The 26,873-nt window shown below is 66.4% G+C and carries 25 protein-coding genes; 3 read left to right on the top strand and 22 right to left on the bottom strand.

What is annotated here, in order from left to right; translation table 11 throughout:
• Positions 1-27: 27 nt before the first annotated feature.
• Complete coding sequence (gene folD, locus CON76_RS02535; RefSeq protein WP_101101778.1) at positions 28-888, top strand: bifunctional methylenetetrahydrofolate dehydrogenase/methenyltetrahydrofolate cyclohydrolase FolD; 861 nt, start codon at positions 28-30, stop codon at positions 886-888.
• A 17-nt stretch (positions 889-905) separates the two neighbouring features.
• Complete coding sequence (locus tag CON76_RS02530; RefSeq protein WP_101101776.1) at positions 906-1,289, top strand: YkvA family protein; 384 nt, start codon at positions 906-908, stop codon at positions 1,287-1,289.
• Positions 1,290-1,364: 75 nt separating this feature from the next.
• Here the strand turns inward: CON76_RS02530 and CON76_RS02525 are convergent, their stop codons facing one another.
• From CON76_RS02525 to rpsB, 20 genes are all read right to left on the bottom strand, one after another.
• The gene (locus CON76_RS02525; protein ID WP_101101774.1) at positions 1,365-1,802 is read right to left on the bottom strand and encodes a DUF4149 domain-containing protein; all 438 of its coding nucleotides are present in this window, start codon (positions 1,800-1,802) and stop codon (positions 1,365-1,367) included.
• The gene (greA, locus tag CON76_RS02520; protein WP_101101772.1) at positions 1,802-2,278 is read right to left on the bottom strand and encodes a transcription elongation factor GreA; all 477 of its coding nucleotides are present in this window, start codon (positions 2,276-2,278) and stop codon (positions 1,802-1,804) included. The genes CON76_RS02525 and greA overlap by 1 nt, the downstream gene beginning before the upstream one ends.
• Positions 2,279-2,377: 99 nt before the next feature.
• Positions 2,378-5,635 carry a carbamoyl-phosphate synthase large subunit gene (gene carB, locus CON76_RS02515; protein ID WP_101101770.1) on the bottom strand — a complete coding sequence of 1,086 codons (3,258 nt, stop codon included), beginning with the start codon at positions 5,633-5,635 and terminating at the stop codon, positions 2,378-2,380.
• A complete protein-coding gene (carA, locus tag CON76_RS02510) occupies positions 5,636-6,802 on the bottom strand; it encodes a glutamine-hydrolyzing carbamoyl-phosphate synthase small subunit (RefSeq protein WP_101101768.1) in 1,167 nt (388 codons plus the stop codon).
• A gap of 142 nt (positions 6,803-6,944) precedes the next feature.
• Complete coding sequence (locus CON76_RS02505) at positions 6,945-7,721, bottom strand: TrmH family RNA methyltransferase (RefSeq protein WP_101101766.1); 777 nt, start codon at positions 7,719-7,721, stop codon at positions 6,945-6,947.
• Complete coding sequence (gene rnhB, locus CON76_RS02500) at positions 7,718-8,359, bottom strand: ribonuclease HII (protein WP_101101764.1); 642 nt, start codon at positions 8,357-8,359, stop codon at positions 7,718-7,720. Before rnhB ends, CON76_RS02505 begins: the two co-directional genes overlap by 4 nt.
• Complete coding sequence (lpxB, locus tag CON76_RS02495; protein WP_205758164.1) at positions 8,331-9,485, bottom strand: lipid-A-disaccharide synthase; 1,155 nt, start codon at positions 9,483-9,485, stop codon at positions 8,331-8,333. Before lpxB ends, rnhB begins: the two co-directional genes overlap by 29 nt.
• Positions 9,486-9,497: 12 nt before the next feature.
• The gene (gene lpxA, locus CON76_RS02490; protein ID WP_101101762.1) at positions 9,498-10,292 is read right to left on the bottom strand and encodes an acyl-ACP--UDP-N-acetylglucosamine O-acyltransferase; all 795 of its coding nucleotides are present in this window, start codon (positions 10,290-10,292) and stop codon (positions 9,498-9,500) included.
• A gap of 25 nt (positions 10,293-10,317) precedes the next feature.
• Positions 10,318-10,758 carry a 3-hydroxyacyl-ACP dehydratase FabZ gene (gene fabZ / locus CON76_RS02485; protein WP_101101760.1) on the bottom strand — a complete coding sequence of 147 codons (441 nt, stop codon included), beginning with the start codon at positions 10,756-10,758 and terminating at the stop codon, positions 10,318-10,320.
• On the bottom strand, positions 10,755-11,798 hold the full coding sequence (gene lpxD, locus CON76_RS02480; protein ID WP_101101758.1) for a UDP-3-O-(3-hydroxymyristoyl)glucosamine N-acyltransferase: 1,044 nt from the start codon (positions 11,796-11,798) through the stop codon (positions 10,755-10,757). Before lpxD ends, fabZ begins: the two co-directional genes overlap by 4 nt.
• 28 nt (positions 11,799-11,826) lie before the next feature.
• Positions 11,827-12,345, bottom strand: coding sequence for an OmpH/Skp family outer membrane protein (locus CON76_RS02475; RefSeq protein ID WP_101101756.1), 519 nt, complete (start codon positions 12,343-12,345; stop codon positions 11,827-11,829).
• Positions 12,345-14,660: an outer membrane protein assembly factor BamA gene (gene bamA, locus CON76_RS02470; RefSeq protein WP_101101754.1), complete on the bottom strand. Its 2,316-nt coding sequence runs from the start codon at positions 14,658-14,660 to the stop codon at positions 12,345-12,347. Before bamA ends, CON76_RS02475 begins: the two co-directional genes overlap by 1 nt.
• 13 nt (positions 14,661-14,673) lie before the next feature.
• A complete protein-coding gene (rseP, locus tag CON76_RS02465; protein WP_101101752.1) occupies positions 14,674-16,062 on the bottom strand; it encodes an RIP metalloprotease RseP in 1,389 nt (462 codons plus the stop codon).
• 15 nt (positions 16,063-16,077) lie between these two features.
• The gene (ispC, locus tag CON76_RS02460) at positions 16,078-17,283 is read right to left on the bottom strand and encodes a 1-deoxy-D-xylulose-5-phosphate reductoisomerase (RefSeq protein ID WP_101101750.1); all 1,206 of its coding nucleotides are present in this window, start codon (positions 17,281-17,283) and stop codon (positions 16,078-16,080) included.
• Positions 17,284-17,309: 26 nt separating this feature from the next.
• Complete coding sequence (locus CON76_RS02455; RefSeq protein ID WP_101101749.1) at positions 17,310-18,143, bottom strand: phosphatidate cytidylyltransferase; 834 nt, start codon at positions 18,141-18,143, stop codon at positions 17,310-17,312.
• A 34-nt stretch (positions 18,144-18,177) separates the two neighbouring features.
• Entirely contained in the window at positions 18,178-18,888 is a 711-nt protein-coding gene (gene uppS / locus CON76_RS02450) for a polyprenyl diphosphate synthase (protein WP_420812889.1), read from the bottom strand.
• A 72-nt stretch (positions 18,889-18,960) separates the two neighbouring features.
• Positions 18,961-19,521 carry a ribosome recycling factor gene (gene frr / locus CON76_RS02445; RefSeq protein ID WP_101101747.1) on the bottom strand — a complete coding sequence of 187 codons (561 nt, stop codon included), beginning with the start codon at positions 19,519-19,521 and terminating at the stop codon, positions 18,961-18,963.
• Between the two features lie 55 nt (positions 19,522-19,576).
• Positions 19,577-20,287, bottom strand: a complete 711-nt coding sequence (gene pyrH / locus CON76_RS02440) for a UMP kinase (protein ID WP_101101745.1) — start codon at positions 20,285-20,287, stop codon at positions 19,577-19,579.
• Between the two features lie 121 nt (positions 20,288-20,408).
• Positions 20,409-21,305 (bottom strand): translation elongation factor Ts, encoded by an 897-nt coding sequence (gene tsf, locus CON76_RS02435; protein ID WP_101101743.1) that lies wholly within the window; start codon positions 21,303-21,305, stop codon positions 20,409-20,411.
• Between the two features lie 106 nt (positions 21,306-21,411).
• A complete protein-coding gene (gene rpsB, locus CON76_RS02430; protein WP_101101740.1) occupies positions 21,412-22,167 on the bottom strand; it encodes a 30S ribosomal protein S2 in 756 nt (251 codons plus the stop codon).
• Positions 22,168-22,344: 177 nt separating this feature from the next.
• Here rpsB and CON76_RS02425 point away from each other — a divergent pair, with 177 nt between their 5' ends.
• The gene (locus tag CON76_RS02425; RefSeq protein ID WP_101101738.1) at positions 22,345-23,931 is read left to right on the top strand and encodes an NAD(P)H-hydrate dehydratase; all 1,587 of its coding nucleotides are present in this window, start codon (positions 22,345-22,347) and stop codon (positions 23,929-23,931) included.
• Positions 23,932-23,961: 30 nt separating this feature from the next.
• On the opposite strand, the gene CON76_RS02420 is transcribed toward CON76_RS02425, so the two are convergent.
• Both CON76_RS02420 and rnr read right to left on the bottom strand, forming a co-directional pair.
• Complete coding sequence (locus CON76_RS02420; protein ID WP_240592728.1) at positions 23,962-24,510, bottom strand: YggT family protein; 549 nt, start codon at positions 24,508-24,510, stop codon at positions 23,962-23,964.
• A gap of 7 nt (positions 24,511-24,517) precedes the next feature.
• Entirely contained in the window at positions 24,518-26,803 is a 2,286-nt protein-coding gene (gene rnr, locus CON76_RS02415; RefSeq protein ID WP_101101734.1) for a ribonuclease R, read from the bottom strand.
• Positions 26,804-26,873 lie beyond the last annotated feature (70 nt).

The raw sequence follows: 26,873 nt of genomic DNA, 5'->3' as shown, positions 1-26,873 counted from the left end.
CTTTCCCTCTTTGCTCTTTTTTACCCCATGACCGCCCAACTCATCGACGGCAACGCCCTCTCGCGCCAATTGCGCACCCAGGTTTCTGAACGTGTGGCCGCCCTCAAGGCCCAGGGCCTGACGCCCGGTCTGGCCGTGGTGCTGGTGGGCGACAACCCGGCCAGCCAGGTGTACGTGCGCAACAAGGTCAAGGCCTGCGAGGACACCGGCATGCACTCCGTGCTGGAAAAGTACGACGCCAGCCTGACCGAAGCCGAACTGCTGGCCCGCGTCGAGGCGCTCAACAACGACCCGGCCATCCACGGCATCCTGGTGCAGCTGCCGCTGCCCGCACACATCGACGCCCACAAGGTCATTGAAGCCATCAGCCCCGCCAAGGACGTGGACGGCTTCCACGTGGCCAGCGCCGGCGCGCTGATGGTGGGCCAGCCGGGCTTTTGGCCCTGCACGCCCTACGGCTGCATGAAGATGCTCGAATCCATCGGCTACGACCTGCGCGGCAAGCACGCCGTCGTCATCGGGCGCAGCAACATTGTGGGCAAACCCATGGCCATGATGCTGCTGCAACAGGATGCCACCGTCACCGTCTGCCATTCGCGCACCGCCGACCTGAAGGCCCAGACCCTGCAAGCCGACGTGATCGTGGCCGCTGTGGGCAAGCGCAACGTGCTGACCGCCGACATGGTCAAGCCCGGCGCCGTGGTGCTGGACGTGGGCATGAACCGCAACGACGAAGGCAAACTCTGCGGCGACGTGGACTTTGACGGCGTGAAAGAAGTGGCGGGCTACATCACCCCCGTGCCTGGCGGCGTGGGCCCCATGACCATCACCATGCTGATGGTCAACACGCTCGAATCCGCCGAACGCAGCCTGGCCGCGCAGGCGTAAACCCCGGAGAGCGCCCCGTGCCACAAGACAAGTTCAGCGCCGCGTACTCCGAGGACGGCTTCTGGCACAAGGTCAAGACGTACGCGCGCGCGGCGGGCGAGACCGTGCTGGCCTCGGCGCTGAAGATGTACTACGCCACGCGCGACCCCGACACCCCCGCGTGGGCCAAGACCACGCTGTTCACGGCGCTGGGCTATTTCATTTTTCCGGTCGATGCCGTGCCCGACCTGGTGCCCGCCGTGGGCTACAGCGACGACCTGGGCGCGCTGGTGGCGGCAGCGGCCGTTACGGCGGCGCACATCAAGGACGAACACGTGGCCAAGGCCCGGGCCACGCTGGCGCAGTGGTTCCCGCCCGGGCCAGACACCAACAACGACGGCAACGACAGCGCCCCGGATTGAGCCACACCGGGCCCGCCCGGTTCAGCCGGCTTCCGAGCCGCCACCACTGCACCGGCGGCGCAGCGTCAGGCGCTTTCAGACACTGCGGCAGTGTGGATCGGCGGCCAGCCGCCACCACACCCGCAACGCGCACAGCCACTGCACCAGCACCAGCCCGGTGCCGATGCGGTGCCACAGGGCCACGCTGTTGCCCGCGGCGCGCGCGTGCAGGATGCGCTGCGCCACGCCAAACTCCTGCACCAATCCGGCCAGCGCCGCCAGCAGCAGCCATGGCAAAAGCGTCTGCCACAACGCAGGCACGGCCTTGAAACGGCACCACAGCAGCAAACCCAACGCCAGCACCACGCTGGCCCAGCTTTGCAACTGGAACAACTTGGCCGCCACCGGCCCGGCCACCGCCGGGCTGCCCAACTGGGCGAACAGCACCGGCACCGCCACAAAACTCAGCGCCGTCATGCCGCCCCACCACAACGAGGCGGCCAGCAACGGCCAACGCCCACCGCCGGGGCGCATCAGATGTAGCTCACCGCCACGATCTCGAACCGCTTGACCCCACCCGGCGCCTGCACCTCGGCCACGTCGCCCTCCTCCTTGCCGATCAGCGCGCGCGCAATCGGGCTGGAGATGTTGATGCGACCGAGCTTGAGATCGGCTTCGTCCTCGCCCACGATCTGGTACGTCACGGCCTCGCCGCTGGCTTCCTCTTCCAGCTCCACCGTGGCGCCAAACACCACGCGTCCGCCAGCGTCCAGCGCCGCCGGGTCAATCACCTGCGCCATCGACAGCTTGCTCTCGATTTCGGCAATGCGGCCCTCGATGAAGCCCTGGCGCTCCTTGGCCGCGTCGTAGTCGGCGTTCTCGCTCAGGTCGCCTTGCGCGCGCGCCTCCGAAATCGCGTTGATGACCGCCGGGCGCTCGACGGTCTTGAGACGTTGCAGCTCGTCCTTGAGCAGCTCCGCGCCGCGTTTGGTCACAGGAATGGTAGCCATGTTGTTGTACTCCAGACAAAAAGAAACCGCCGAGCGTTGCCGGTCGGCGGTGGGGATTGGGGTTGATTATGCCTCAAGCGCGGCACAACCCCGCAGGACTCAGGCCGCCAGTTGGGCGTGCATCTCCTGCACCGAGATCACCGGCAGCTGGTCCAGGTGCTTCATGCCCTGCACCGCCGCTTCGGCACCGGCGATGGTGGTGAAGGTGGTCACGCGGTTGAGCAGCGCCGAGGTGCGGATGTAGCGCGAGTCGGCGATGGCGTTGCGGCGCTCTTCCACCGTGTTGATGACCATGGCGATCTCGCCGTTCTTGATCATGTCCACGATGTTGGGGCGGCCTTCGGCCACCTTATTCACGGTGCCACAGGCAATGCCGGCGGCGGTGATGGCGGCGGCAGTGCCACGGGTGGCCACCAGCTCAAAGCCCATCGCCGCCAGTTCGCGTGCCACTTCCACCGCGCGCGGCTTGTCGTTTTGCTTGATCGACAGGAACACGCGGTTGACGGCGTCGGTCGGGCGCGGCAGCTTGGTGCCCGCGCCGAGCTGGCTCTTGACGAACGCCTCGCCAAAGGTGGCGCCCACGCCCATCACTTCGCCGGTCGATTTCATTTCCGGGCCGAGGATGGTGTCCACGCCCGGGAACTTGACGAACGGGAACACCGCTTCCTTGACGCTGTAGTACGGCGGCGTCACCTCTTCGGTGATGCCCTGCTGCGCCAGCGTCTGGCCCGCCATGCAGCGCGCCGCCACCTTGGCCAGCTGGATGCCGGTGGCCTTGGACACAAACGGCACCGTGCGCGAGGCGCGCGGGTTGACTTCCAGCACGTAGATCACGTCCTGGCCGTCGCGCTTTTGCACCGCGAACTGCACGTTCATCAGACCCACCACGTTCAACGACGCGGCCATGGCCTTGGTCTGGCGCTTGATTTCGGCCACGGTCTCGGCGCTCAGGCTGTACGGCGGCAGCGAGCACGCGGAGTCGCCCGAGTGCACGCCCGCCTGCTCAATGTGCTCCATCACGCCACCGATCAGGGTCTGGCCGTCGCTGTCGCGCAGGCAATCCACGTCGCATTCGATGGCATCGTTCAGGAAGCGGTCCAGCAGCACGGGGCTGTCGTTGCTCACCTTCACGGCCTCGCGCATGTAGCGTTCCAGGTCGCGCTGCTCGTGTACGATTTCCATCGCACGACCACCCAGCACATAACTGGGGCGCACCACCAGCGGGTAACCCAGCTCGGCGGCTTTTTCCAGTGCTTCGGCTTCGGTGCGGGCGGTGGCGTTGGGCGGTTGCTTCAGGCCCAGCGCGTGCAACAGCTTCTGGAAGCGTTCGCGGTCTTCGGCCGCGTCAATCATGTCCGGGCTGGTGCCAATGATCGGCACGCCTTCGGCTTCCAGGCCCAGCGCGAGCTTCAAGGGGGTCTGACCGCCGTACTGCACGATCACGCCCGCCGGCTTTTCCTTGTCCACGATTTCCAGCACGTCTTCCAGCGTCAGCGGCTCAAAGTACAGGCGATCCGAGGTGTCGTAGTCGGTGGACACGGTTTCCGGGTTGCAGTTGACCATGATGGTCTCGTAACCGTCCTCACGCATGGCCAGCGCCGCGTGGACGCAGCAGTAATCGAACTCGATGCCTTGGCCGATACGGTTGGGGCCACCACCCAGCACCATGATCTTTTTCTTGTCCGTCGGCTGCGCCTCGCACTCTTCCTCGTAGGTCGAGTACATGTAGGCGGTGTTGGTGGCGAATTCGGCGGCGCAGGTATCCACGCGCTTGTAGACCGGACGCACGTTCAGCGCGCGGCGTTGGTCGCGCACGGCTTTTTCAGTGGTTTTGAGCAGCTTGGCCAAACGGCGGTCGCTGAAACCTTTTTTCTTCAGCGTGCGCAGCGTGTCGGCGCTCAAGGATGCCAACGCCCCCTCACCTTGTTCTTCCGCTTGCTTGTCCAGTTGCAGCTCGATCTTGACGATTTCCTCGATCTGCACCAAAAACCACGGGTCAATTTTGGTGAACTGGTGGACTTCCTCCAGCGACCAGCCAGCGGCAAACGCATCGCCCACGTACCAAATGCGGTCCGGGCCAGGCTCGCCCAGCTCGCGCTCCAGAATCTCGCGGTCCTGGGTTTTCTCGTTCATGCCGTCCACGCCGACTTCCAAGCCACGCAGGGCTTTCTGGAACGACTCCTGGAACGTGCGGCCCATGGCCATCACTTCGCCCACCGACTTCATTTGCGTCGTCAGGCGGTTGTCGGCGGTCGGGAATTTTTCGAACGCAAAACGCGGGATCTTGGTCACCACGTAGTCGATGGAAGGCTCAAACGAAGCCGGGGTCGCGCCACCGGTAATTTCGTTCTTCAATTCGTCCAACGTATAACCCACGGCCAGCTTGGCCGCCACCTTGGCAATCGGGAAACCGGTGGCCTTGGAGGCCAGCGCTGACGAACGCGACACACGCGGGTTCATCTCAATCACCACCATGCGGCCGTCTTTCGGGTTGATGGAGAACTGCACGTTGGAGCCGCCGGTATCCACACCGATCTCACGCAGCACCGCCAGCGAGGCGTTGCGCATGATCTGGTACTCCTTGTCGGTCAGCGTTTGCGCCGGGGCCACCGTGATGGAGTCGCCCGTGTGGACGCCCATCGGATCCAGGTTCTCGATCGAGCAGATGATGATGCAGTTGTCCGCCTTGTCGCGCACCACCTCCATCTCGTACTCTTTCCAGCCCAGCAGCGATTCCTCGATCAGCAGCTCGTTGGTGGGCGAGGCTTCCAGGCCGCGCTTGCAGATGGTCTCGAACTCTTCCGGGTTGTAGGCAATGCCGCCGCCCGTGCCACCCAGCGTGAAGCTGGGGCGGATCACAGTCGGGAAGCCCATCTGCTTTTGCACCGCCCAGGCCTCTTCCATGCTGTGGGCAATGCCGGAGCGCGCGGAACCCAGACCAATCTTGGTCATGGCGTCCTTGAACTTCAGACGGTCCTCGGCCTTGTCGATCGCCTCGGGCGTGGCGCCAATCAGCTCGACGCTGTACTTTTCCAGCACGCCGTGGTGCCACAGGTCGAGCGCACAGTTGAGCGCGGTCTGGCCGCCCATGGTCGGCAGGATGGCGTCCGGGCGCTCCTTGGCGATGATCTTCTCAACCGTCTGCCAGGTGATGGGCTCGATGTAGGTCACGTCGGCGGTGGCCGGGTCGGTCATGATCGTGGCGGGGTTGCTGTTGATCAGGATGACCTTGTAGCCTTCCTCGCGCAGCGCCTTGCAGGCCTGCACACCCGAATAGTCGAACTCACAAGCCTGGCCGATCACAATCGGGCCAGCGCCGATGATCAGAATGCTCTTGATGTCGGTGCGCTTGGGCATTTACTTCTTCTCCATCAAGGCGATGAAACGGTCAAACAGGTAAGCGATGTCGTGCGGGCCGGGCGAAGCTTCCGGGTGGCCCTGGAAGCAGAACGCGGGCCGGTCGGTGCGTTCCAGCCCTTGCAGCGTGCCGTCGAACAGGCTGATGTGGGTCGGGCGCAGATGGGCGGGCAGGGAGTCGAGCTCCACCGCAAAGCCATGGTTCTGGCTGGTGATGCTGACGCGGCCAGTGTCCAGATCCTTCACCGGGCGGTTGGCGCCATGGTGGCTGTTGGCCATCTTGAAGGTCTTGGCGCCGGAGGCCAGGGCCATGATCTGGTGCCCCAGGCAGATGCCAAAAGTGGGCACGCCGGACTCGATGATGGCTTGCGTGGCGGCAATGGCGTAGTCGCACGGCTGCGGGTCGCCCGGGCCGTTGGAGAGGAACACGCCGTCCGGATTCATGGCCAGCACGTCGGCAGCCGGGGTCTTGGCGGGCACCACGGTCAGCTTGCAGCCGCGTTCGGCCAGCATGCGCAGGATGTTTTTCTTGACACCAAAGTCGTAGGCCACGACGTGGAAGCGCGGTGCGGTCTGCTCGCCGTAGCCGGGGGTGCCGTCGGCGCGCGCCAGCTTCCACTCGGTTTGCGTCCAGGCGTAGCTCTGGGCGGTGGTGACGACCTGGGCCAGATCCTGCCCCTTCATGCTGGGAGCGGCTTGGGCGGCGGCGATGGCGCGGGCCTTCACCTCGTCGGTGATGGCTTGGCCCTCGGCCAGGCCGATGATGGCACCGTTCTGGGCACCGTGGTCGCGCAGCAGGCGGGTGAGCTTGCGGGTGTCGATCCCCGAAATGGCCACGGTGCCTTCGCGTTTGAGATAGTCGCTCAGCGTCAGGGTCGAGCGGAAGTTGGAAGCCAACAGGGGCAGGTCTTTGATGATCAGGCCGGCGGCGTGGATGCAATCTGCCTCCACGTCTTCCTCGTTGATGCCATAGCTGCCGATGTGCGGGTACGTCAGGGTGACGAGCTGCTGGCGGTAGCTGGGGTCGGTGAGGATTTCCTGGTAGCCGGTGAGCGAGGTGTTGAACACCACTTCGCCCACGGTCTGGCCGGTGGCGCCGATGGAAACGCCAGTAAAGACCGTGCCGTCTGCGAGCGCGAGGATGGCTTGTGCGGGGACGGGAAACACGGGATTCTCCAGTTTTGGACGGGCCCGCACTCGCCCCGGGAGCGGGCGAGCTGTGGCTTTTGCGCCCGTGGTGACAACGGAAACGCAAGCGGGCACGTAAGGTTAGGGTAAACCTTCAGATTATAACGGGGGGCGCCCGATTTCAAGGGCCCGCAGTGCCCATTTGCAGTGCGCTGGCGTGCAGACAAACGGCGGCGGCGGCGGCCACGTTGAGCGATTCCTCGCCGCCGGGCTGGGCAATGCGCACGGTGTGGGTGGCCTGCACCAGCAGCTGCGGCGCCACGCCCTGCCCTTCGTGCCCCAACAGCCAGGCGCAGGGCCAGGGCAGGCCACCTTGGTGCAAGTAGCTGCCCTGGTGCGAGCTGGTGGCCAGCACCGGTGTGTGCAACTCGGCCAGCACCTCGGGCGCACAGCCTTCGACCAGGTGCAACCCGAAATGCGCCCCCATGCCCGCACGCAGCACCTTGGGCGACCACAACGCCGCCGTGCCCTTGAGCGCCAGCACCTGCCTGAACCCGAATGCGGCGGCACTGCGCAGGATGGAGCCCACGTTGCCCGGATCCTGCAAGCGGTCCAGCACCACGGTCGGCACGCCCGCCTGCACCACCGGCACGGAAGGCAGCGCCAGCACAAAGCCCACCAGCGCGGGCGATTCCAGCCCGCTGAGCTGGCGCATCAGCGCATCGGCCAGCACCACGCGGCGCACGCTGGGCGGCAGCTGCCAGCCCTCGGCCACGCCGGTTTGCGACTGCGCGCACACCACCATCTCGGGCCAGCGGCCCCGTGCCAGCAGGGCGCGGCACAGGTGGTCGCCCTCCAGCCAGATCTGGCCCAGCTTGCGGTAGGCGGCGCTGTCTTGCGCCAGCGCGCGCAGGCGCTTGACCAGCGGGTTGTCGCGGGAGGTGATCACTTCGGTCATGGGTGTCCGTCGGTAAAAAGGGCGGCCGCTTGTGCCACGGGCGCAAAACTGCGCCGGTGCGCCTCGCAGGGGCCGTGGGTGTGCAACGCCGCCAGGTGCGCCGCCGTGCCATAGCCCTTGTGGCGGTCAAAACCGTATTGCGGGTACTGCGCGTGCAAGGCTTGCAAACCCCGGTCGCGCGTGACCTTGGCCAGGATGGACGCCGCCGAGATCGCCGCGACCTTGGCATCGCCCTTGACGATGGCCTCGGCGCGGATGCCGAGCAGCGGCAGCCGGTTGCCATCGACCTGCACCAGGCTGGGGCGCAGGCGCAAGCCGGCCACGGCGCGCTGCATGGCCAGCAGCGTAGCCTGCAGGATGTTGAGGCGGTCGATTTCCGCCACCGACGCCTCGGCAATGCTGCAGCACAGCGCCTTGGCGCGGATCTCGTCGAACAACGCTTCGCGGCGCGCGGCGCTGAGTTTCTTGGAGTCGGCCAGCCCGGCAATCGGGTGCAGGTCGTCCAGGATCACGGCAGCGGCCACCACCGGCCCGGCCAGCGGGCCACGTCCGGCCTCGTCCACCCCGGCCAGCAGCACCGGCTCGGGGCTCCAGGGCAGTGGCACCTGTTCAGTGGGCCAGCAGGGTTTCGATGGCATGGGTGGCCAGCACCGTGGAATCACGCCGCAGCGTGTGGTGCATCTCCGTAAAACAGTGTTCGAGGTCGTGGCGCCGCGTGTCGGCAGCGGTGCTGTCGTCCAGCCAGGCCAGCGTGGCCTGTGCCAGCGCGGCGGGAGTGGCTTGTTCCTGCAGCAGCTCTGGCACCACAAAGTCGCGCGCCAGGATGTTGGGCAATCCGACCCACGGCTGCAGCCGCTTGCGCTGCGTGAGCTGCCACGACAGCCAGTTCATGTGGTAGGCAATCACCATCGGGCGCTTGAACAGGGCTGCCTCCAGCGTGGCGGTGCCACTGGCAATCAGCGTCACGTCACACGCGGCCAGCACGGTGTGGGATTGGCCCCGCACGACGCGCACCGCGTCGGCCAGACCGGCTTGCTGCACTGCGCGCTCAATGTCGGCCTGCAGCGCGGGCACGGCAGGCAGCACAAAGTCGAGTTCGGCGCGCTGGCGGCGCATCTCGGCCACCGCCGCCAGAAAACGCGGCAGCAGGTGCGCGATTTCAGCGGCGCGGCTGCCAGGCAACAGCGCCACCAGGGGCCGCCCTTCGCTCGGTAGACCCAGCGCCTGCCGGGCCGCCGCGCGGTCGGGAGCTTCGGGCACCAGTTCGGCCAGCGGGTGCCCGACGTAGGTGGCCGCAATGCCGTGCTGCGCCAGCAATTCGGGCTCAAACGGAAAGATGCACAGCACATGGTCCACGCAGCGGCGGATCTTGTCCACGCGCTCGGGCCGCCACGCCCACACCGCCGGCGCCACAAAATGCACGGTCTTGATGCCGCTGGCTTTCAACTGGCCTTCCAGCTCCAGGTTAAAGTCCGGCGCATCCACGCCAATGAACACGTCGGGCGGCGCGGCCAGCAGGCGCTGCAACAGCTGGCGCCGGATGCCGACGATCTCGCGGTAGTGGCGCAGCACTTCCACGTAGCCGCGCACCGCCAGCTTGTCGCTGGGCCACCAGGCGTCAAAGCCGCGCGCGCACAGTTGCGGCCCGCCGATGCCCGCCGCCTGCACCTGGGGCCAGCGATGCTGCAGACCTTGCAGCAGGCGCGCCGCCAGCAGGTCGCCCGAGGCCTCGCCCGCCACCAGCGCCACGCGCAACGTGTCCATGCGCACCGGCCCTCAGCGCACAATGCCGCGCTGCGGCGACAGACCGGCCAGAAATTCGGCCATCATGGCCACATCGGGCGCGCTGTCGGGGTACTGCTGGGGCAGGGTCTGGATGCGGGCCTGCGCCTGCTCCAGCGTCAGGTTGTCGCGGTACAGCGCCTTGTGCATGGCCTTGACGGCGGCGATGCGATCGGCGTTGAAGCCACGGCGCTTCAGGCCCTCGAAGTTCATGGAACGCGCACCAGCGGGCTGGCCCTGTGTCATCACGAACGGTGGCACATCGGCAAACAGCAGCGAGCACATGGCCGTCATGGCGTGGGCACCAATGCGCACAAACTGGTGTACCACGGTAAAGCCGCCCAGAATCACCCAGTCGCCCACGTGCACGTGGCCCGCCAGCTGCGAGTTGTTGGCAAAGATGGTGTGGTGGCCCACCTGCACATCGTGCGCCAGATGGACGTAGGCCATGATCCAGTTGTCGTCCCCCACCCGGGTCACGCCCGCATCGCCCGGGGTGCCGATGTTGAAGGTGCAGAACTCGCGGATGGTGTTGCGGTCGCCAATCACCAGCTCGCACGGCTCGCCCGCGTACTTCTTGTCCTGCGGAATGGCGCCCAGCGAGTTGAACTGGAAGATGCGGTTGTCGCGCCCGATGGTGGTGCGGCCTTCGATCACGCAATGCGCGCCCACGGTGGTGCCCGCGCCAATCCTGACGTGCGGGCCGATGACGGTGTAAGGCCCCACCGTGACCGAGGGGTCAAGCTGCGCCTGCGGATCCACCAACGCGGTGGAATGGATGTGGGTCACGCCAGATGCTCCTGTGTACCGTGGGTCAGGCGATGGTGCGCATGGTGCACATCAGCTCGGCCTCGCAGGCCAGCTCGCCGGCCACGCGCGCCACCGCCTTGAACTTGAAGATGCCGGCCTTCATGCGCTCCAGCGTCACGTCCATCACCAGCTGGTCGCCCGGCTCCACCGGACGCTTGAAGCGCGCACCGTCGATGCCGGCGAAGTAGTACACCGTCTTGTCGTCCGGGGTCACGCCCAGGGTCTCGAACGCCAGCAACGCGGCGGCCTGCGCCATCGCCTCCAGCATCAGCACGCCCGGGAACACGGGGCGGTGCGGAAAGTGACCGGTGAACTGCGGCTCGTTGATGCTGATGTTCTTGAGCGCCTTGATGGACTTGCCTTTTTCCACCTCCAGCACACGGTCTACCAGCAGGATGGGGTAGCGATGCGGCAGTTTTTTAAGAATTTCGTGGATATCCATCATGGTAATTTGCTTTCCAATGTCTTGATGCGTTGCCGCAAGGTGTGCAGCTGGCGCAAGGTGGCGGCGTTCTTTTCCCAGCTGGCGTTGTCGTCGAGCGGGAACACGCCACTGTACTGCCCCGGCTGGCGGATGGAGCGCATCACCACCGAGGCGGCGGAGATGTGTACGCCATCGGCCAGGCTCAAATGCCCCAGCACCACCGCGCCGCCGCCAACGGTGCAATGGGCACCAATGCGCGCGCTGCCCGCCACGCCCACGCAACCGGCCAGCGCGGTGTGCGCGCCAATGTGCACGTTGTGGCCAATCTGGATCAGGTTGTCCAGCTTGACGCCGTGCTCGATCACGGTGTCTTCCAGCGCGCCCCGGTCGATGCAGGTGTTGGCGCCAATTTCCACCTCGTCGCCGATGCGCACCGCGCCCAACTGCTCGATCTTGATCCACTCGCCTTGGTGCGGCGCAAAGCCAAAACCGTCGGCGCCAATGACGACACCGCTGTGCAGGATGCAGCGTTCGCCCACCACGCAATCGCGTCCGAGCGTGACACGCGGTGCCAAGCGGCTGTGCGCGCCGACGCGGGCATGGCGCTCCAGCACCGTATGCGCGCCGATGCGGGCGCCCTCGCCCACCTGCACGCCCGCTTCCAGCACCGCGTACGGCCCCACCACCACGCCCGCGCCCAGTTGCGCCGAAGCGTCGATGCAGGCGGTGGGGTGGATCTGTGGCTGGCGGGTGGCGGGCGGCGCCTCGGCGGCGTCGCGCTGCGCGCGCCACCACTGCGTCAGGCGGGCAAAGTAAAGGTAGGGGTCGGGCGTCTCGATACAGGCGCCACGCGCCCGCGCGGCCTCCACCAGCGCCGGCGGCACCACCAGTGCCCCAGCCTGAGTGGTGGCGATCTGGCTGGCGTAGCGGGCCTGCGCCACGAACGACAGCGCCTGCGGCCCCGCCGCTTCCAGCGAGGCCAGCCTGGCCACCGACAGCGTGCCGTCACCATGCAAAACGCCGCCCAAGGCGGCGCAAATGGCGTGCAACGTGACCATCACACGCCCAGTTGGCGGGAAAATACAGGCATTACTTGGCGCCGTTGAGGCTGCTGATGACTTTGTTGGTGATGTCGTGCTTGGGGTTGATGTACACGGCTTCCTGGATCACCAGATCGTATTTCTCGCTCTCGGCCACCTGCTTGATGACGCGGTTGGCACGCTCCAGCACCTGCTGCAGCTCCTCGTTCTTGCGCTGGCCCAGATCCTCCTGGAACTCGCGGCGCTTGCGCTGGAAGTCGCGATCCAGCTCCACCAACTGGCGCTGGCGGCTGGCGCGCTGGGTTTCGGACAGCGTGGGCGCATCCTTCTCGAACTTGTCGGAGGCGGCCTTGAGCTGGCTGGCCAGCGCCCCCACCTCGCGCTCACGCTTGGAGAACTCCTGCTCCAGCTTGCCCTGTGCCGTCTTGGCCAGCGCGGCCTCGCGGAAGATGCGGTCGGTGTTGACAAACCCGATCTTGAAATCTTGCGCCACCGACACGGCGGTGGCACAACCCAGCACCAGGGCCGCAGCCAGCTGACGCACAAACACACGTTGAATCGGTTTCATCAAAAACTCGTTCCGATCTGGAATTGAACACTTTGGGTCTTGTCGCCCGGCTGCTCGCGCACCGGACGGGCATACGCGATTCTAAGCGGGCCAATCGGCGAAATCCAGCTGATGCCCAGACCGGTCGAGGCGCGCAGCTGCGATGCATCGAGCGAAGCGCCTTCGGCGTACACGTTGCCGACGTCAAAGAAGCCGAACAGGCGCAGCGTGCGGTCGTTGCCCGCACCGGGGAACGGGGCAATCACCTCGGTGTTGAACACCAGCTTGCGCGAGCCGCCCACGTACGACAACGTACCCGGATCGTCCTGCAGCGGCGACGCCTCGCCCAGCGTGCCCTGCTCGAAGCCGCGCACCGAGCCCAGGCCGCCGCCGTAGAAGTTCTTGAACAGCGGGAAGCGCTTGCCGCCCAGCCCCTTGCCCCAGCCGGCCTCGGCGTTGAAGGCGAGCGTGAACTTCTTGTTCAGGGGGATGTACTGCTGGAACTGGTAGCTGGCCTTCAGGTAGCGCGTGTCGCCGCCCACGCCCCATTCGCCGTTGACGCGCTGCAGGCGGCCCTGGGTGGGCACCAGCGCGCTGTCGCGGGTGTCACGCGCCCAGCCCACGGTCAGCGGCACCGACAGGCTGGAATCGCCAAACTCGGCGATCTCGTCGTAGTAGCGCAGCGGCATGCCAATGCCGGGCTCGATCTTGGTCTGCTCCACGCCCAGGCCGAAGAACACGGTATCGGTCTCGGTGAACGGCACGCCAAAGCGGATGCTGGCCCCCGGCGTGACCAGGCGGTAGTCGCCCTCCTGCTCGTCGAGCGGGCGCGTGGTGCGGTAGTACACATCCAGCGTGCGCGAGATGCCGTCCGGGGTGAAGTACGGATCGGTGGTGCTGAGCACGAACTGGCGGTTGTACTTGCTGGTGTTGACGTCCAGCCCCAGGTAGTTGCCGGTGCCAAACACGTTTTCCTGGCGGATACCCGCGATCAGCGACAGCTTTTCCGACTGCGAGTAGCCCGCGCCCAGCGACAGGTTGCCGGTCGGCTTTTCGGCCACCGTCAGGTTCAAGTCCACCTGATCCGGCGCGCCGGGCACCTCCTCGGTGTCAATCGCCACGTCGGTGAAGAAGCCCAGCCGGTCCACGCGGTCGCGCGAGAGGCGGATGCGATCGCTGTCGTACCAGGCCGATTCCAGCTGGCGGAACTCGCGCCGGATCACCTCGTCGCGGGTGCGGTTGTTGCCCGCCAGGTTGATGCGGCGCACATAGGCGCGGCGCGAGGGCTCGGCGCGCAGCACGAACTCCACCGTGCGCAGGTCGCGGTCGAGCAGCGGCAGCGCCTCCACGCGCGCAAAGGCGTAGCCAAAACGGCCAAAGTATTCGGTGAAGGCCTTGGTGGTGTCGGCCACCTGCTCGGCGTTGTAGGCCTGGCCGGGCTGGATGGCGATCAGCGCCTTGAACTCGTCGTCCTTGCCCAGATAGTCGCCCTCGAGCCTGACGCCGGAGACCACGTAACGCTGGCCCTCGTGGACATTGATCGTGATCGACATCGCGTCCTTGTTGGGCGACATGGCGACCTGGGTCGAGTCGATGCGGAATTCGAGGTAGCCGCGCGTCAGGTAGTACGAACGCAGCGTTTCCAGGTCGGCGTTGAGCTTGGCGCGCGAGTAGCGGTCAGACTTGGTGTACCAGCTCAACCAGCCGCCGGTGTCCAGATCAAACAGACCGCGCAAGGTCGATTCGCTGAAGGCCTGGTTGCCCACGATGCGGATGTCCTCGATCTTGGCCACGTCGCCCTCGGCCACGCTGAAGTTGAGGTTGACGCGGTTGCGCTCGATCGGCGTGACGGTGGTGGTGACTTGCGCCGCGTACAGGCTGCGGCCCAGGTACTGGCGCTTGAGCTCCTGCTCGGCGCGGTCGGCCAACGCCTTGTCAAAAGCCCGGCCCTCGGCCAGCCCGACGTCGCGCAGGGCTTTCTTCAGCATGTCGGCATCGAACTCCTTGATGCCGGAAAAGCTGACATCGGCCACGGTGGGCCGCTCTTCGACCACCACCACCAGCACGTCGCCATCAACCTGCAGCCGCACGTCGGAAAACAGCCCCAGCCCGAACAGCGAGCGGATGGCGCTGGCGCCCTTGTCGTCGTTGTAGGTGTCGCCCACGCGCAACGGCAGCGAGGCAAAGATGGTGCCGGCCTCGACCCGCTGCAGGCCCTCGACCCGGATGTCGCGCACGGCAAAGGGCTCGACCGCCCACGCGGGCAACGCCGCCACCAGGGTGGACAGCACAGCGCCCCACGCCACCGAACGCAAACGGTATGTATGTTGTTTCATGAAGTACGGGATTTCAACCCACCAAGCGGGCGATATCGTTAAAAATGGCCACGGACATCAGGGCCAGCAAGGCCGCCGTGCCACCGCGCTGCAAGCGCTCCATCCAGACCGGGGACACCGGCCTGCCGGTGACGCCCTCCCAAAGATAATACATCAGGTGCCCGCCATCGAGCACCGGCAGCGGCAGCAGGTTGAGCACGCCCAGGCTGACGCTGATGAGGGCCACGAACAGCACGTAGGCGGTCAGCCCCAGCCGCGCCGACTGGCCCGCGTAGTCGGCCATCGTCAGCGGGCCGCTGAGGTTCTTGAGCGAGGCCTCGCCCAGCACCATCTTGACCATCATCTGCACCGACAGCAGCGACACCTCCCACGTGCGCTGCAGGCCCTTCCAGACCGCCCCCAGCGCATCTTCCGACACCGTGACCATGGCCGGTGGGGCGCCGATGTAGGCACCGACGCGGCCCGTCCATTGTTCACCTTGACGTTCGGGGCGTGGCGTGACCGCCAGCACCAGACGCTGCTGGCCACGCTGCAGCGTCCATTGCTGCGTCAGTGCGCGGCCCTGGGCATCGACCGCTGCGCGGATGCGAGCGCGCAAGGTCTGGGCGTCGGGCACCGGCTGGGCATCGAGCAGCAACACGCGGTCGCCCTCGCGCAAGCCCGCCTGGGCGGCGGCGCCGTCGGGCAACAGTTCACCCACCACCGGGGCCGACCACGGCACCACGATGCCAATGTGGCGGAACAGGGTCGCATCGGCCTGGCTGGCATCGACCTGCGACAGCGGCAGCAGCACTTCGCGGCCCGGCGCGTCGGCGCTGTCGCCCACCCACAGCCGCACATCCTGCTGCGCCAGCGCGGCGCGCGTCAGGTGCCAGCGCAGGTCGTCAAAGGAGCGCACCGGCTCCGGCGCGCTGGCGGTGCCAGCGGTGGCGTCGGGCACGGGCTCCAGGCGCAGCACCCAGTCGCCCGCACGCAGGCCCGCGCGTTCGGCCAACGAGGCCGCGACCGGCTGCGACAGCACTGGCTGCGGCTCGTCCACGCCATGCCAGAACACGGCCGCGTACAGCAACACCGCCAGCCCCAGGTTGGCCAGCGGCCCCGCCGCCACAATGGCGGCACGTGCGCGCAACGGCTGGGCATTGAAGGACAGGTGGCGCTCGGCGGCGGGCACCGGCCCCTCGCGCTCGTCCAGCATCCGCACATAGCCGCCCAGCGGCAGCGCACTCAGCACAAATTCGGTGCCCGTGCGCGGCGACACCCAGCGCCACAGCGGCTGGCCAAAACCGATGGAAAAGCGCAGCACCTTGACGCCACAAGCCCGCGCCACCCGGTAGTGGCCGTACTCGTGGATGGCAATCAGCAACCCCAGCGCCAGGACAAACGCCAGCAAAGTGGTCAACATGGTGGCGTTCCGGGTTCAGGCCGCACAGCGCGCCACGTGCTGCTGCGCCACGGCGCGGGCTTCGGCATCGATGGCCAGCAAGTCGTCCAATTGCTGCGGCACCGGCGGAACAAAGGCCGCCAGCGTGGCCTGGTTCACGTGCGGGATCTGGTCAAAGCGCAGGCGGCGCTCCAGGAACGCGGCCACCGCCACCTCGTTGGCGGCGTTGAGCACCGCCGTGGTGCCGGGCGTGGCGTTCAGCGCGTCCCACGCCAGGAACAGGCCCGGAAAGCGTGCGCGGTCGGCCACCTCGAACGTCAGCGCGCCCAGAGTCGCAAAGTCCAGCCCCTGCGCGCCAGACTCCATGCGCTCCGGCCAGCTCAGGCCGTAGGCGATCGGCACCCGCATGTCGGGCGTGCCCAACTGTGCCACCACCGAGCGGTCGCGGTACTGCACCATGGAATGGATCACGCTTTGCGGATGGATCACCACCTCAATCTGCGCTGGCGCCAGACCAAACAGATAGCGCGCCTCAATCACCTCCAGCGCCTTGTTCATCATGGTGGCGGAATCGACCGAGATCTTGCGCCCCATGACCCAGTTGGGGTGCGCGCAGGCCTCCTCGGGCGTAACGCTGGCCAGCGTGGCAGGGTTGCGCTGGCGGAATGGCCCGCCGGAGGCGGTCAGCACGATTTTCTCAACGCGACGCTGCCACGTGGCCGGGTCTTCCGGCAACGACTGGAACACCGCTGAGTGCTCGCTGTCGATGGGCAGCAGCGTGGCGCCACCGGCACGCACCGCCGCCATGAACCAGTCGCCGCCCACCACCAGGGCTTCCTTGTTGGCCAGCAGCAGCTTCTTGCCCGCACGCGCGGCCGCCACGCACGGCGGCAGGCCGGCCGCGCCCACGATGGCCGCCATCACGGTGTCCACCTCGGGCGCAGCGGCCACGTCGCACACCGCCTGCGCACCGCTGAGGACCTCGGTGCGGCTGCCGTGCTGCTGGAGCGCAGCGCGCAGCGCGGTGGCGGCGGTGGGGTCGGCCATCACCGCGTAACGCGGCGCAAAGCGCAGGCACTGCTGCTGCAGCAACTCGACCTGGGTGGCGGCGGTCAGCGCGAACACCGCAAAACGCCCGGGGTGGCGCGCCACCACGTCCAGCGTGTTCTGGCCTATCGAGCCCGTGGCCCCCAGCACGGTCAGGGTCTGCACCGTGGGCGTGGCAGTGGCCACAGCGTTCATGTTTACCATCAATTCCAATTCCGTGTTCAGGGTGTGATGAGCCACATGGCCAGCGGCAACACCGGCAACAGGGCGTCCACCCGGTCCAAAACGCCGCCATGCCCTGGCAACAGGGCGCTCGAATCCTTGACGCCTGCGCTGCGCTTGACCAGCGATTCCAGCAAGTCCCCCGCAACGCCCATGGCGGTCAGGCCCAGCAAGCCGGCCACAAACACCCACGGGCCTTGCGCCCACAGGCGGCCAAACAAACTCGCCCCCGGCACGCCCCAGCGCGCCTCGGCCCACGCCCACGCGCCACCCAGCAGCAGCACCCCCGCCATGCCGCTGTAGACCCCGGCCCAGCTCTTGCCCGGGCTGATAGTCGGGGCCAACTTGCGGCGCCCGAAAGCCTTGCCGCCAAAGTAGGCCGCGCTGTCGGCCATCCAGACCAGGCACAGCATCGACAGCAGCAGCAGCACGCCCTGTGCCATCGCCTGCGCCATCGCCCACCAGGCCAGGCCAATCGACAGAAGCCCCCCCCCCAGGCGCACCCCGCGCGGCACCGAAGGCCAACCAGGCACGCCACGGCGCAGCAGCCGCGCCGTCACCATCACCCAGACCACCGCAGCCAGCTGCCACACCTGCGGCACTGGCACCGACAGACCCCACCAGCCCCAGGCGACCGCCAGCGCAGCGCCCAACGCCCCGCCCCAGGCCAGTGCGACGGGCGTGCTGCAGCCATTGAGGCGCGCCCACTCCCAGCCCGAGGCCGCCATCAGGCACAAGGTCAACACGCCAAAAGGCGCCGGATCGGGGTAAAACAGAGCGGGCACAAACACCGCCAGCAAACCGACGGCGGTGATCACGCGTTGCTTCAACATGGGCGCACCCTGGGTTGTGGCTGTGGAGGCCGCATCACAGCTGTTCCGAAATGCGCCCGAAACGGCGTTCGCGCTGGGCGTAGGCCAGCAGGGCGCGGTCGAATTCGGCCGCATCAAATTCGGGCCACCACTTGTCCGAGAAAAACAGCTCGGCGTAGGCCGCCTGCCACAGCAGAAAGTTGCTCAGGCGCTGCTCGCCACCGGTGCGGATCAGCAAATCCGGATCCGGCACGTGCGCCAGCGCCAGCGCCCGGGCCAAGCCTTCCTCGGTGATGGGCTCGCCACGCGCCACCAGTGCCTGCGCGGCTTGCACCACGTCCCAGCGCCCGCCGTAGTTGAAGCAGATGTTGAGCACCAGGCGGTCGTTGTGGGCGGTGTCGGCCTCGGCCAGGTGCAGGGCCTGCTGCACCTCAGGCGCTAGCGTCGCGCGCTGCCCCGGAAAGTGGATGCGCACGCCGTGGTCGCGCATCTCAGGCACATAGCGGCCCAGCGCCTTGACCACCAGCGCCATCAGACCCGACACCTCGTCGGGAGGACGACGCCAGTTCTCGGACGAAAACGCGAACACCGTCAGCACCCGCACACCGCGATCCTGTGCCCAGCGCACCACCTGGCGCAGCACTTCCACGCCCTGGCGGTGCCCCACCAGACGGGGCAGAAAACGCCGCTTGGCCCAACGACCATTACCATCCATCACAATGGCGACGTGGTGTGGAACAGAAAAGTCGTCGGTCACTTGCGGCAAATCAACCCCTGAAAAATACGTAACAACACCGACGGCAGAAGCGACACCCACGCCACCCCTGCCGTCCTGGGCTCAGATCACCATCAGATCCTGCTCTTTGGCCGCGATCAGCTTGTCGATCTCGGCAATCATGCGGTCGGTGAGCTTTTGCACCTCATCCTGCGAGCGGCGGTCGTCGTCCTCCGAGATCAGCTTGTCCTTGAGCAGCTTCTTGGCGTGCTCGTTGGCGTCGCGGCGCAGGTTGCGCACCGCAATCTTGGCGTTCTCGCCCTCGCCGCGCACCACCTTGGTCAGCTCCTTGCGGCGCTCTTCGGTCATGGCAGGAATCGGCACGCGGATCAGGTCGCCCTGGCTGGCCGGGTTCAGGCCCAGGTCGGACTCGCGGATGGCCTTCTCGATCTTGGCACCCAGACCCTTTTCCCACGGCGACACGCCAATGGTGCGCGCGTCCAGCAGCGACAGGTTGGCCACCTGCGACAGCGGCACCATGGAGCCGTAGTAGTCCACATGCACCACGTCCAGCAGGGCCGGGTTGGCGCGCCCGGTGCGCACGCGGCCCAGCGCGTTCTTCAGCGCCTCGAGCGACTGCTGCATCTTTTGCTCGGCGTTCTTTTTGATATCGGCAAATTCCATGACGGTTTCCTTGGGGTTCAGAGATACGATCAGAAGGTGGCGGGGCCCACAAGCCTCAGAGGTGCACCAGCGTGCCCTCGTCCTCGCCCAGCACAACACGGCGCAGGGCACCGGACTTGAAGATGCTGAACACCTTGATCGGCAGGTTCTGGTCGCGGCACAGGGCGAATGCGGTGGCGTCCATCACCTCCAGCTGGCGCGCCATGGCCTCGTCAAAGGTGATGGTGTTGTAGCGCGTGGCGCTGGGGTCTTTCTTGGGGTCGGCGGTGTAGACGCCATCGACCTTGGTGGCCTTGAGCACCATCTCGGCGCCGATCTCGGCCCCGCGCAGCGCAGCGGCGGTGTCGGTGGTGAAGAACGGGTTGCCGGTACCGGCGGCAAACACCACCACCTTGCCTTCTTCCAGGTACTGCAGCGCCTTGGGGCGCACATACGGCTCCACCACTTGGTCGATGGCAATGGCCGACATCACACGGGCCTTGATCCCGGCTTTCTCCATCGCATCGCCCAAAGCCAACGCGTTCATCACGGTGGCCAACATGCCCATGTAGTCGGCGGTAGCGCGGTCCATACCGACCGATCCACCCGCCACGCCACGGAAAATGTTACCGCCACCAATCACCACCGCCACTTCCACGCCCAAACGCGTCACTTCCGCCACTTCATCAACCATGCGAACAATGGTGGCGCGGTTGATGCCAAAAGCATCGTCGCCCATGAGGGCTTCGCCCGACAGTTTGAGAAGAATACGCTTGTAAACAGGCATAGGAACATCCATAAAGTGAGTGGGAAGATTTTAAGGCTTGAGTGTGGCTACGGCCGACCCTTTGCGGGGCCGGCCGTAGCAAAATACCGACTCAGAGCCGTCCGGCTCTGAACCACAACGGTTAGGCGGTTTGGGCAGCGGCCACTTGGGCAGCCACTTCAGCGGCAAAATCGTCCACCTTCTTCTCAATGCCTTCGCCCACGATAAACATGGTGAAACCCTTGACGTTGGTGTTGGTCGACTTCAGGTAAGCGCCCACGGTTTGTTTGCCGTCGGCGGCCTTCACAAACACTTGATCCAGCAGCGAGACTTCCTTCAGGTACTTTTGCACCGCACCTTCGATCATTTTGGTGGCGATTTCAGCCGGCTTGCCAGACTCGGCAGCCTTGGCTTCGGCCACCACGCGCTCTTTGGCCACCAGATCGGCGGGCACATCGGCACTGGACAGGGCCACCGGCTTCATGGCAGCGATGTGCATAGCGGTGTCCTTGGCGGCGGTCAGGTCGCCATCAAACTCCACCACCACGCCAATGCGCACACCGTGCAGGTATACGGCCAGATGGCCACCCTCGCTGTAACGCTTAAAGCGGCGGATGCTCATGTTCTCGCCAATCTTGCCAATCAGACCCTTGCGCACTTCTTCCACGGTCGGGCCAAAGCCTTCCATGGCCAGCGGCAGCTCGGACAGCGCGGCCACGTCGGCCGGGTTGTGCTGGGCCACCAGCTGGGCCACGTGGTTGCAGAAGGCCAGGAACAGCTCGTTCTTGGACACGAAGTCGGTCTCGCAGTTGACTTCGACCAGCGCGCCGGTGGTGCCGTCCACAAAGCTGGCGACCACACCTTCGGCGGTCACGCGGCTGGCGGCCTTGCCGGCCTTGCTGCCGAGCTTGACGCGCAGGATTTCTTCGGCCTTGTCCATATTGCCGTCGGCTTCGGTCAGGGCCTTCTTGCATTCCATCATCGGGGCGTCGGTCTTGGCGCGCAGATCGGCAACCATTTTCGCGGTAATTGCAGCCATTTTTTTCTCCGTTTGAGTCGTCTGACTCTGAATAATGGGGGGATGGGGTGAAAACCGGGTGACAAAAAAGGGGCCTGTCAGCCCCTTCTTGCCTCGGCGCTACCGCTTAGGCGGCGGTGTTCTCGACTTCGACAAACTCGTCGCCAGCGGCGGCGGCTTGCACGGCCTTGACCACGTCGTTGGTGGCGCTGTTGCGGCCTTCGATGATGGCATCGGCGATGCCACGGGCGTACAGGGCCACGGCCTTGGCGGAGTCGTCGTTGCCCGGGATCACGTAGTCAATGCCTTCGGGCGAGTGGTTGGTGTCGACCACGCCGATCAGCGGAATGCCCAGCTTCTTGGCTTCGGCGATGGCAATCTTGTGGTAGCCGACGTCGATCACGAAGATGGCGTCCGGCAGGGCGGCCATATCCTGGATGCCACCGATGTCTTTTTCCAGCTTTTCCATCTGGCGGCTGAAGGTCAGCTGTTCTTTCTTGGACATGCTGTCCAGGCCAGCTTCCTTCTGGGCTTGCATGTCCTTCAGGCGCTTGATGGAGGTCTTGACGGTCTTGAAGTTGGTCAGCATGCCGCCGAGCCAGCGTTGCTCGACGCAGGGCACGCCAGCGCGGGCGGCTTCTTGGGCCACGATCTCGCGCGACTGGCGCTTGGTGCCCACCATCAGCACGGTACCGCCGTTGGAGGTCAGCTGGCGCACGAACTTGGCGGCTTCCTCGAACATCGGCAGCGTCTTTTCGAGGTTGACGATGTGGATCTTGTTGCGGTGACCGAAGATGTACGGGGCCATCTTGGGGTTCCAGAAGCGGGTTTGGTGACCGAAGTGGACACCGGCTTCCAGCATTTCGCGCATAGAAATGGACATGATTTTTTTCCAGAGGTTAGGACTTAAAGCAAACCCTGATTGGCGCTGCACAATATGTGCACACACGACCAACACCTGTGTGGGGTTTGTTTGCGGATGAATGGCGTTTTGCCATCGATGCAGGCCGATAATTTGCAAAACTCTTTGATTGTACCACCCTCGCCAGGGCCAAACACCATGCACCGCATCCTTTCCTCCGCCACCGCCTGGCCCCTGTATGGCGTGGAACGCAGCCGCGCGCTGGAACAGCAAGCACTGGCCCGCAGCGCGCCCCATGCCCTGATGCGGCGCGCCGCACAAGCGGTGTTCCGGCTGGGCCGCGCGCTGTACCCGCACGCGCGCCGCATCTGGGTCGCCTGCGGTCCGGGCAACAACGGCGGCGATGGCCTGCTGGCAGCGGCTGCCTGGCACGCATTGCACGCCTCGCACGGCATTGAAGTGACCATCACCTGGCACGGCAACCCCGAGCGCCTGCCCGCCGACGCCCGCTTCGCCTGGGAAACGGCGCAGGCCGCCGGTGTGCGCTTTGCCGACGCCCCGCCCGCCCACTTTGACCTGGCGGTTGACGCCTTGCTGGGGGTGGGCAGCCAGCCCCGGCCCTTGTCGGCGGAGCATCCGATGGGGCGCTGGCTGGCACGGTTGCAAGGCACGAAGGCGCCCGTGCTGTGCGTCGATCTGCCCAGCGGCCTGGACGCCGACACCGGGCACTGGCCGCACGACTGCCCTGCGCTGCCGCAGGGACCGCGTCACACCTTGTCGCTGCTGACGCTCAAGCCCGGGCTGTTCAGCGCCAGCGGCCGCGACGCGGCGGGCGATATCTGGCTGGACGACCTGGGCACAACCCCCTACCCAGGCGGCGGCCTCGCACCGGACGCCTGGCTGAACCCGCCCTGTCAGCGCACCGCTGCTCAGCGCCAGCAGCAGCACAGTGGACACAAGGGTCTGCACGGCGACGTGCTGGTGCTGGGCGGGCAGGACGTTGCCGTCAACGGCCAAGGCATGACCGGGGCCGCCTTGCTGGCCGCGCGTGCCAGTCTGCACAGCGGCGCGGGGCGGGTGTACGTGGGCCTGCTGGGTGCCACGGCAGGCACGTCCAGCCTCACCGTGGATGTTCTGTACCCGGAACTGATGCTGCGTGATGCCACCACACTGGCCCAGTCGGAGCTGGTGCAGCACGCCACCACGGTGTGCGGCTGCGGTGGCGGCGAAGCGGTGCAGCACGTGCTGGCGCCGCTGCTGGCGCACAGCCCGCGCCTGGTGCTGGACGCCGATGCACTGAACATGGTAGCCCGCCACGGCGCGTGGCAACAGATGCTGCAACAGCGCCGGTCGCGGCACCAGCACACCATCTTGACGCCACATCCGCTGGAAGCGGCCCGGCTGCTCGATACCACCAGCGCCACGGTGCAACGCGACCGGCTACAAGCCGCGCGCACGCTCGCCGAACGCTACCAGTGCCTGGTGGCGCTCAAGGGCTCGGGCACCGTGCTGGCAGCCCCCAGCCACACCGCACGCATCAACCCCAGCGGCAACGCCCTGCTGGGCACGGCAGGCACCGGCGATGTGCTGGCCGGGATGGTGGGCGCACACTGGAGCCTGCTGCACGCGCAAGACAACATACCGCCCTGCGCAGAACGCGCAGAAGCGCAGGCGTGGCACGCCCTGCAACAGGCGGTGTACCAGCACGGTCGGCTGGCCGACCAGTGGCCAGTGGGCCAGGCGCTGCGGGCCGGGGCGCTGGCGGCGGCCATCACGCCACCGTGACCCGCACCACAGCCCAGCTGAGCCAACGAATCAACCCAGCAGCATCAGCCCGATCTGCAGCAGCACAAACAGCACCAGCACCGACAGGTCAACCCCGCCAATCTGCGGCACCACACGGCGTATCGGGCCCAGCACCGGGTCGATCAGCCGCGACAGCGTGCCCTGCATCGGCGAAAACGGCTGCACCCACGACAGCACCGCGTACGCAATGGCCAGCAGCATCACGCCCTGCAGCGCGGTGCGCAGCAGGAACTTGGCCGCAATCCACGGCAGGCTGAACAACCAGGCCAGCGGGTTCAGGCTTTGCGCCCACCCGCCCACCAGCGCAAACCACACCGTGGCGTAGAGCAGCGCCAGCAGCAGCGCGGCCATCAGACTGCCCCAGTCGGTGTTGGCTTGCATCCAGCGCCGGGGCAGGGCCTTGCGCAGCGGCGTCACCAGCCAGTCGGTCATGGCCATCACGAACAGGCCCGGCTGCTGCGTCATGCGCAGGCGCTGGCTGTTCATCCAAGCGCGCAGCAGCGCCGCCCCCACAAAAAAGAAGAAGGCGGTATCGACCAGAAACAACAAGACAGACATCAACATCTCAACGCTTGCCCTTGCGAGGTTTGGCGGCGGCAGCACCGGTGGCGGTGCGGCGCGGCTTGGTGGCGGCAGTGGCCTTGGGCGCTGCTGGCTTGGCCTTGCCAGCAGCGGCAGCGGGCCGCGCTGTCTTGCGCGCCGGGCGGCTGTCGGCCTCGCCTGCTGGGGCGGGGGTGGTGCGGGGCGATGGCCGAACCACATCGCGCAACAGCTTGTAGTTCAGCAGGTCGTCGTCGTCCGACACCAGGCGGAAATCGATGCGGCGCCCGTCCAGATCGACCCGGCTCACCTGCACCTTGACCTTGGTGCCCAACGCATAGCGGATGCCGGTGCGCTCGCCGCGCAGCTCCTGGCGGGGCTCGTCAAAGCGGTAGTACTCGCCGCCCAGTTCGGTGATGTGGATCAGGCCTTCCACATAGAGGCTGTCCAGCGTCACGAACAGGCCGAAGCTGGTGACGGAAGTGACCACGCCGGTGAATTCCTCGCCCAGGTGCTCGCGCATGTACTTGCACTTGAGCCAGGATTCGACATCGCGGCTGGCCTCATCGGCGCGGCGCTCGTTGGCGCTGCAGTGCAGCCCGGCGGCCTGCCAGGCCAGCAGGTCGGCCGACACCTTCTTGGGCTTGCCGGTCTTCTCGTCCAGCGACGGCGGCGCGTTGCGCGTGGCCAGGCGCTTGGCCAGCTTGGCGTGCGCCTCGCCCGGCGTGGGCAGCACCGGCAACTGGTAGCGGCGCTCGCCCAGGATGCACTTGATGACGCGGTGTACCAGCAAGTCCGGGTAACGCCGGATCGGGCTGGTGAAGTGGGTGTAGGCCTCGAACGCCAAGCCAAAGTGCCCGGCGTTGTGCGGCGAGTAGATCGCCTGCTGCATCGAGCGCAACAGCATCTGGTGGATTTGCGGCGCGTCGGGGCGGCCTTCGGTGGCGGCGGCAATGTGCTGGAATTCCGACGGCGCGGGCTCGTCGCTCACGGTGTACGGCACCGCCAGCGCCTTGAGGTACTGGCGCAGAATCTCGATCTTGAGCGGCGTGGGGCCTTCGTGTACCCGGAACAGGCCCGGGTGCTTGGCGTGGGCAATGAACTCGGCGGAACAGACGTTGGCCGCCAGCATGGCTTCCTCGATCAGCTTGTGCGCGTCGTTGCGGGTGCGCGGAACAATCTTCTCGATCCGGCCCGACTCGTCGCACACAATCTGGGTCTCGGTGGTCTCAAAGTCCACCGCACCGCGTTGCTCACGTGCGGCCAGCAAGGCACGGTACACGTCGTGCAGGTTCAACAAATGCGGCACCAGCGGCTGGCGCTGCTGGGCCTCGGAGCCACGGGTGTTTTGCAGGATCGCCGCCACCTCGGTGTATGTCAAGCGCCCGTGGCTGAACATCACCGCCGGGTAGAACTGGTAGGCATGGATCTCGCCTTTGGCGTTGATGAGCATGTCGCATACCATGCACAGGCGCTCCACGCCCGGGTTGAGCGAGCACAGGCCGTTGGAGAGCTTCTCCGGCAGCATGGGAATGACGCGGCGCGGAAAGTACACACTGGTGGCGCGGTCGTAGGCGTCGATGTCGATGGCCGAGCCGGTTTCCACATAATGGCTCACGTCGGCAATCGCCACCAGCAGGCGCCAGCCTTTGCCGCGCCCCACCTTGGCGGGTTCGCAATACACCGCGTCGTCAAAGTCGCGCGCGTCCTCGCCGTCGATGGTCACCAGCGGTACGTCGGTCAGATCCACGCGGTGCTTCCAGTCGGCGGTGCGCACGTGGTCGGGCAAGCCGCGCACCTGGGCCACCGCCGCTTCTGAGAACTCGTGCGGCACGCCGTACTTGCGCACCGCAATTTCGATCTCCATGCCGGGGTCGTCGATGTCGCCCAGCACCTCCTTGATGCGGCCCACCGGCTGGCCGTACAGCGCGGGGGGCTCGGTCAGCTCCACCACCACCACCTGGCCCGGCTGGGCGTTGCCCAGCGCCTGCTTGTTGACCAGCACGTCCTGGCCGTAGCGTTTGTCCTCGGGCGCCACCAGCCAGAGGCCGTTTTCCTGCAGCAGGCGCCCGATGATGGGGGCGCTGGAGCGTTCCACGATTTCCGTCACCCGGCCCTCGGGGCGGCCCTTGCGGTCGTAGCGCACCACGCGGGCCTTGACGCGGTCCTTGTGCAGCACGGCGCGCATCTCGTTGGGCGGCAAATACAGGTCGGATTCGCCGTCGTCGCGCACCACAAAACCGTGGCCGTCGCGGTGTCCGGAGACCACGCCTTCAAATTCAAGTAGGTTGTTCTGGTTTTTTTCTTTCACGGCTCAAAATCTTGGTTAAGTTGACGCTACAATAACAGCTTATCTGAAAGCCCAGGTGGCGGAATTGGTA

Origin of the sequence: Macromonas bipunctata (genome assembly GCF_002837135.1) — a bacterium.
GTDB classification, from domain to species: domain Bacteria; phylum Pseudomonadota; class Gammaproteobacteria; order Burkholderiales; family Burkholderiaceae_C; genus Macromonas_A; species Macromonas_A bipunctata.
This window is presented reverse-complemented; position numbering and strand designations above follow the sequence as displayed.

Bases quoted from the DNA above. Each gene is read 5' to 3' on its own strand.
- folD (WP_101101778.1), top strand. From the start codon at position 28: ATGACCGCCCAACTCATCGACGGCAACGCCCTCTCGCGCCAATTGCGC.
- CON76_RS02525 (WP_101101774.1), bottom strand. From the start codon at position 1,802: ATGCGCCCCGGCGGTGGGCGTTGGCCGTTGCTGGCCGCCTCGTTGTGG.
- greA (WP_101101772.1), bottom strand. From the start codon at position 2,278: ATGGCTACCATTCCTGTGACCAAACGCGGCGCGGAGCTGCTCAAGGAC.
- carB (WP_101101770.1), bottom strand. From the start codon at position 5,635: ATGCCCAAGCGCACCGACATCAAGAGCATTCTGATCATCGGCGCTGGC.
- CON76_RS02505 (WP_101101766.1), bottom strand. From the start codon at position 7,721: ATGACCGAAGTGATCACCTCCCGCGACAACCCGCTGGTCAAGCGCCTG.
- rnhB (WP_101101764.1), bottom strand. From the start codon at position 8,359: ATGCCATCGAAACCCTGCTGGCCCACTGAACAGGTGCCACTGCCCTGG.
- lpxB (WP_205758164.1), bottom strand. From the start codon at position 9,485: ATGGACACGTTGCGCGTGGCGCTGGTGGCGGGCGAGGCCTCGGGCGAC.
- fabZ (WP_101101760.1), bottom strand. From the start codon at position 10,758: ATGATGGATATCCACGAAATTCTTAAAAAACTGCCGCATCGCTACCCC.
- CON76_RS02475 (WP_101101756.1), bottom strand. From the start codon at position 12,345: ATGAAACCGATTCAACGTGTGTTTGTGCGTCAGCTGGCTGCGGCCCTG.
- bamA (WP_101101754.1), bottom strand. From the start codon at position 14,660: ATGAAACAACATACATACCGTTTGCGTTCGGTGGCGTGGGGCGCTGTG.
- rseP (WP_101101752.1), bottom strand. From the start codon at position 16,062: ATGTTGACCACTTTGCTGGCGTTTGTCCTGGCGCTGGGGTTGCTGATT.
- ispC (WP_101101750.1), bottom strand. From the start codon at position 17,283: ATGAACGCTGTGGCCACTGCCACGCCCACGGTGCAGACCCTGACCGTG.
- CON76_RS02455 (WP_101101749.1), bottom strand. From the start codon at position 18,143: ATGTTGAAGCAACGCGTGATCACCGCCGTCGGTTTGCTGGCGGTGTTT.
- frr (WP_101101747.1), bottom strand. From the start codon at position 19,521: ATGGAATTTGCCGATATCAAAAAGAACGCCGAGCAAAAGATGCAGCAG.
- pyrH (WP_101101745.1), bottom strand. From the start codon at position 20,287: ATGCCTGTTTACAAGCGTATTCTTCTCAAACTGTCGGGCGAAGCCCTC.
- tsf (WP_101101743.1), bottom strand. From the start codon at position 21,305: ATGGCTGCAATTACCGCGAAAATGGTTGCCGATCTGCGCGCCAAGACC.
- rpsB (WP_101101740.1), bottom strand. From the start codon at position 22,167: ATGTCCATTTCTATGCGCGAAATGCTGGAAGCCGGTGTCCACTTCGGT.
- CON76_RS02425 (WP_101101738.1), top strand. From the start codon at position 22,345: ATGCACCGCATCCTTTCCTCCGCCACCGCCTGGCCCCTGTATGGCGTG.
- CON76_RS02420 (WP_240592728.1), bottom strand. From the start codon at position 24,510: ATGTCTGTCTTGTTGTTTCTGGTCGATACCGCCTTCTTCTTTTTTGTG.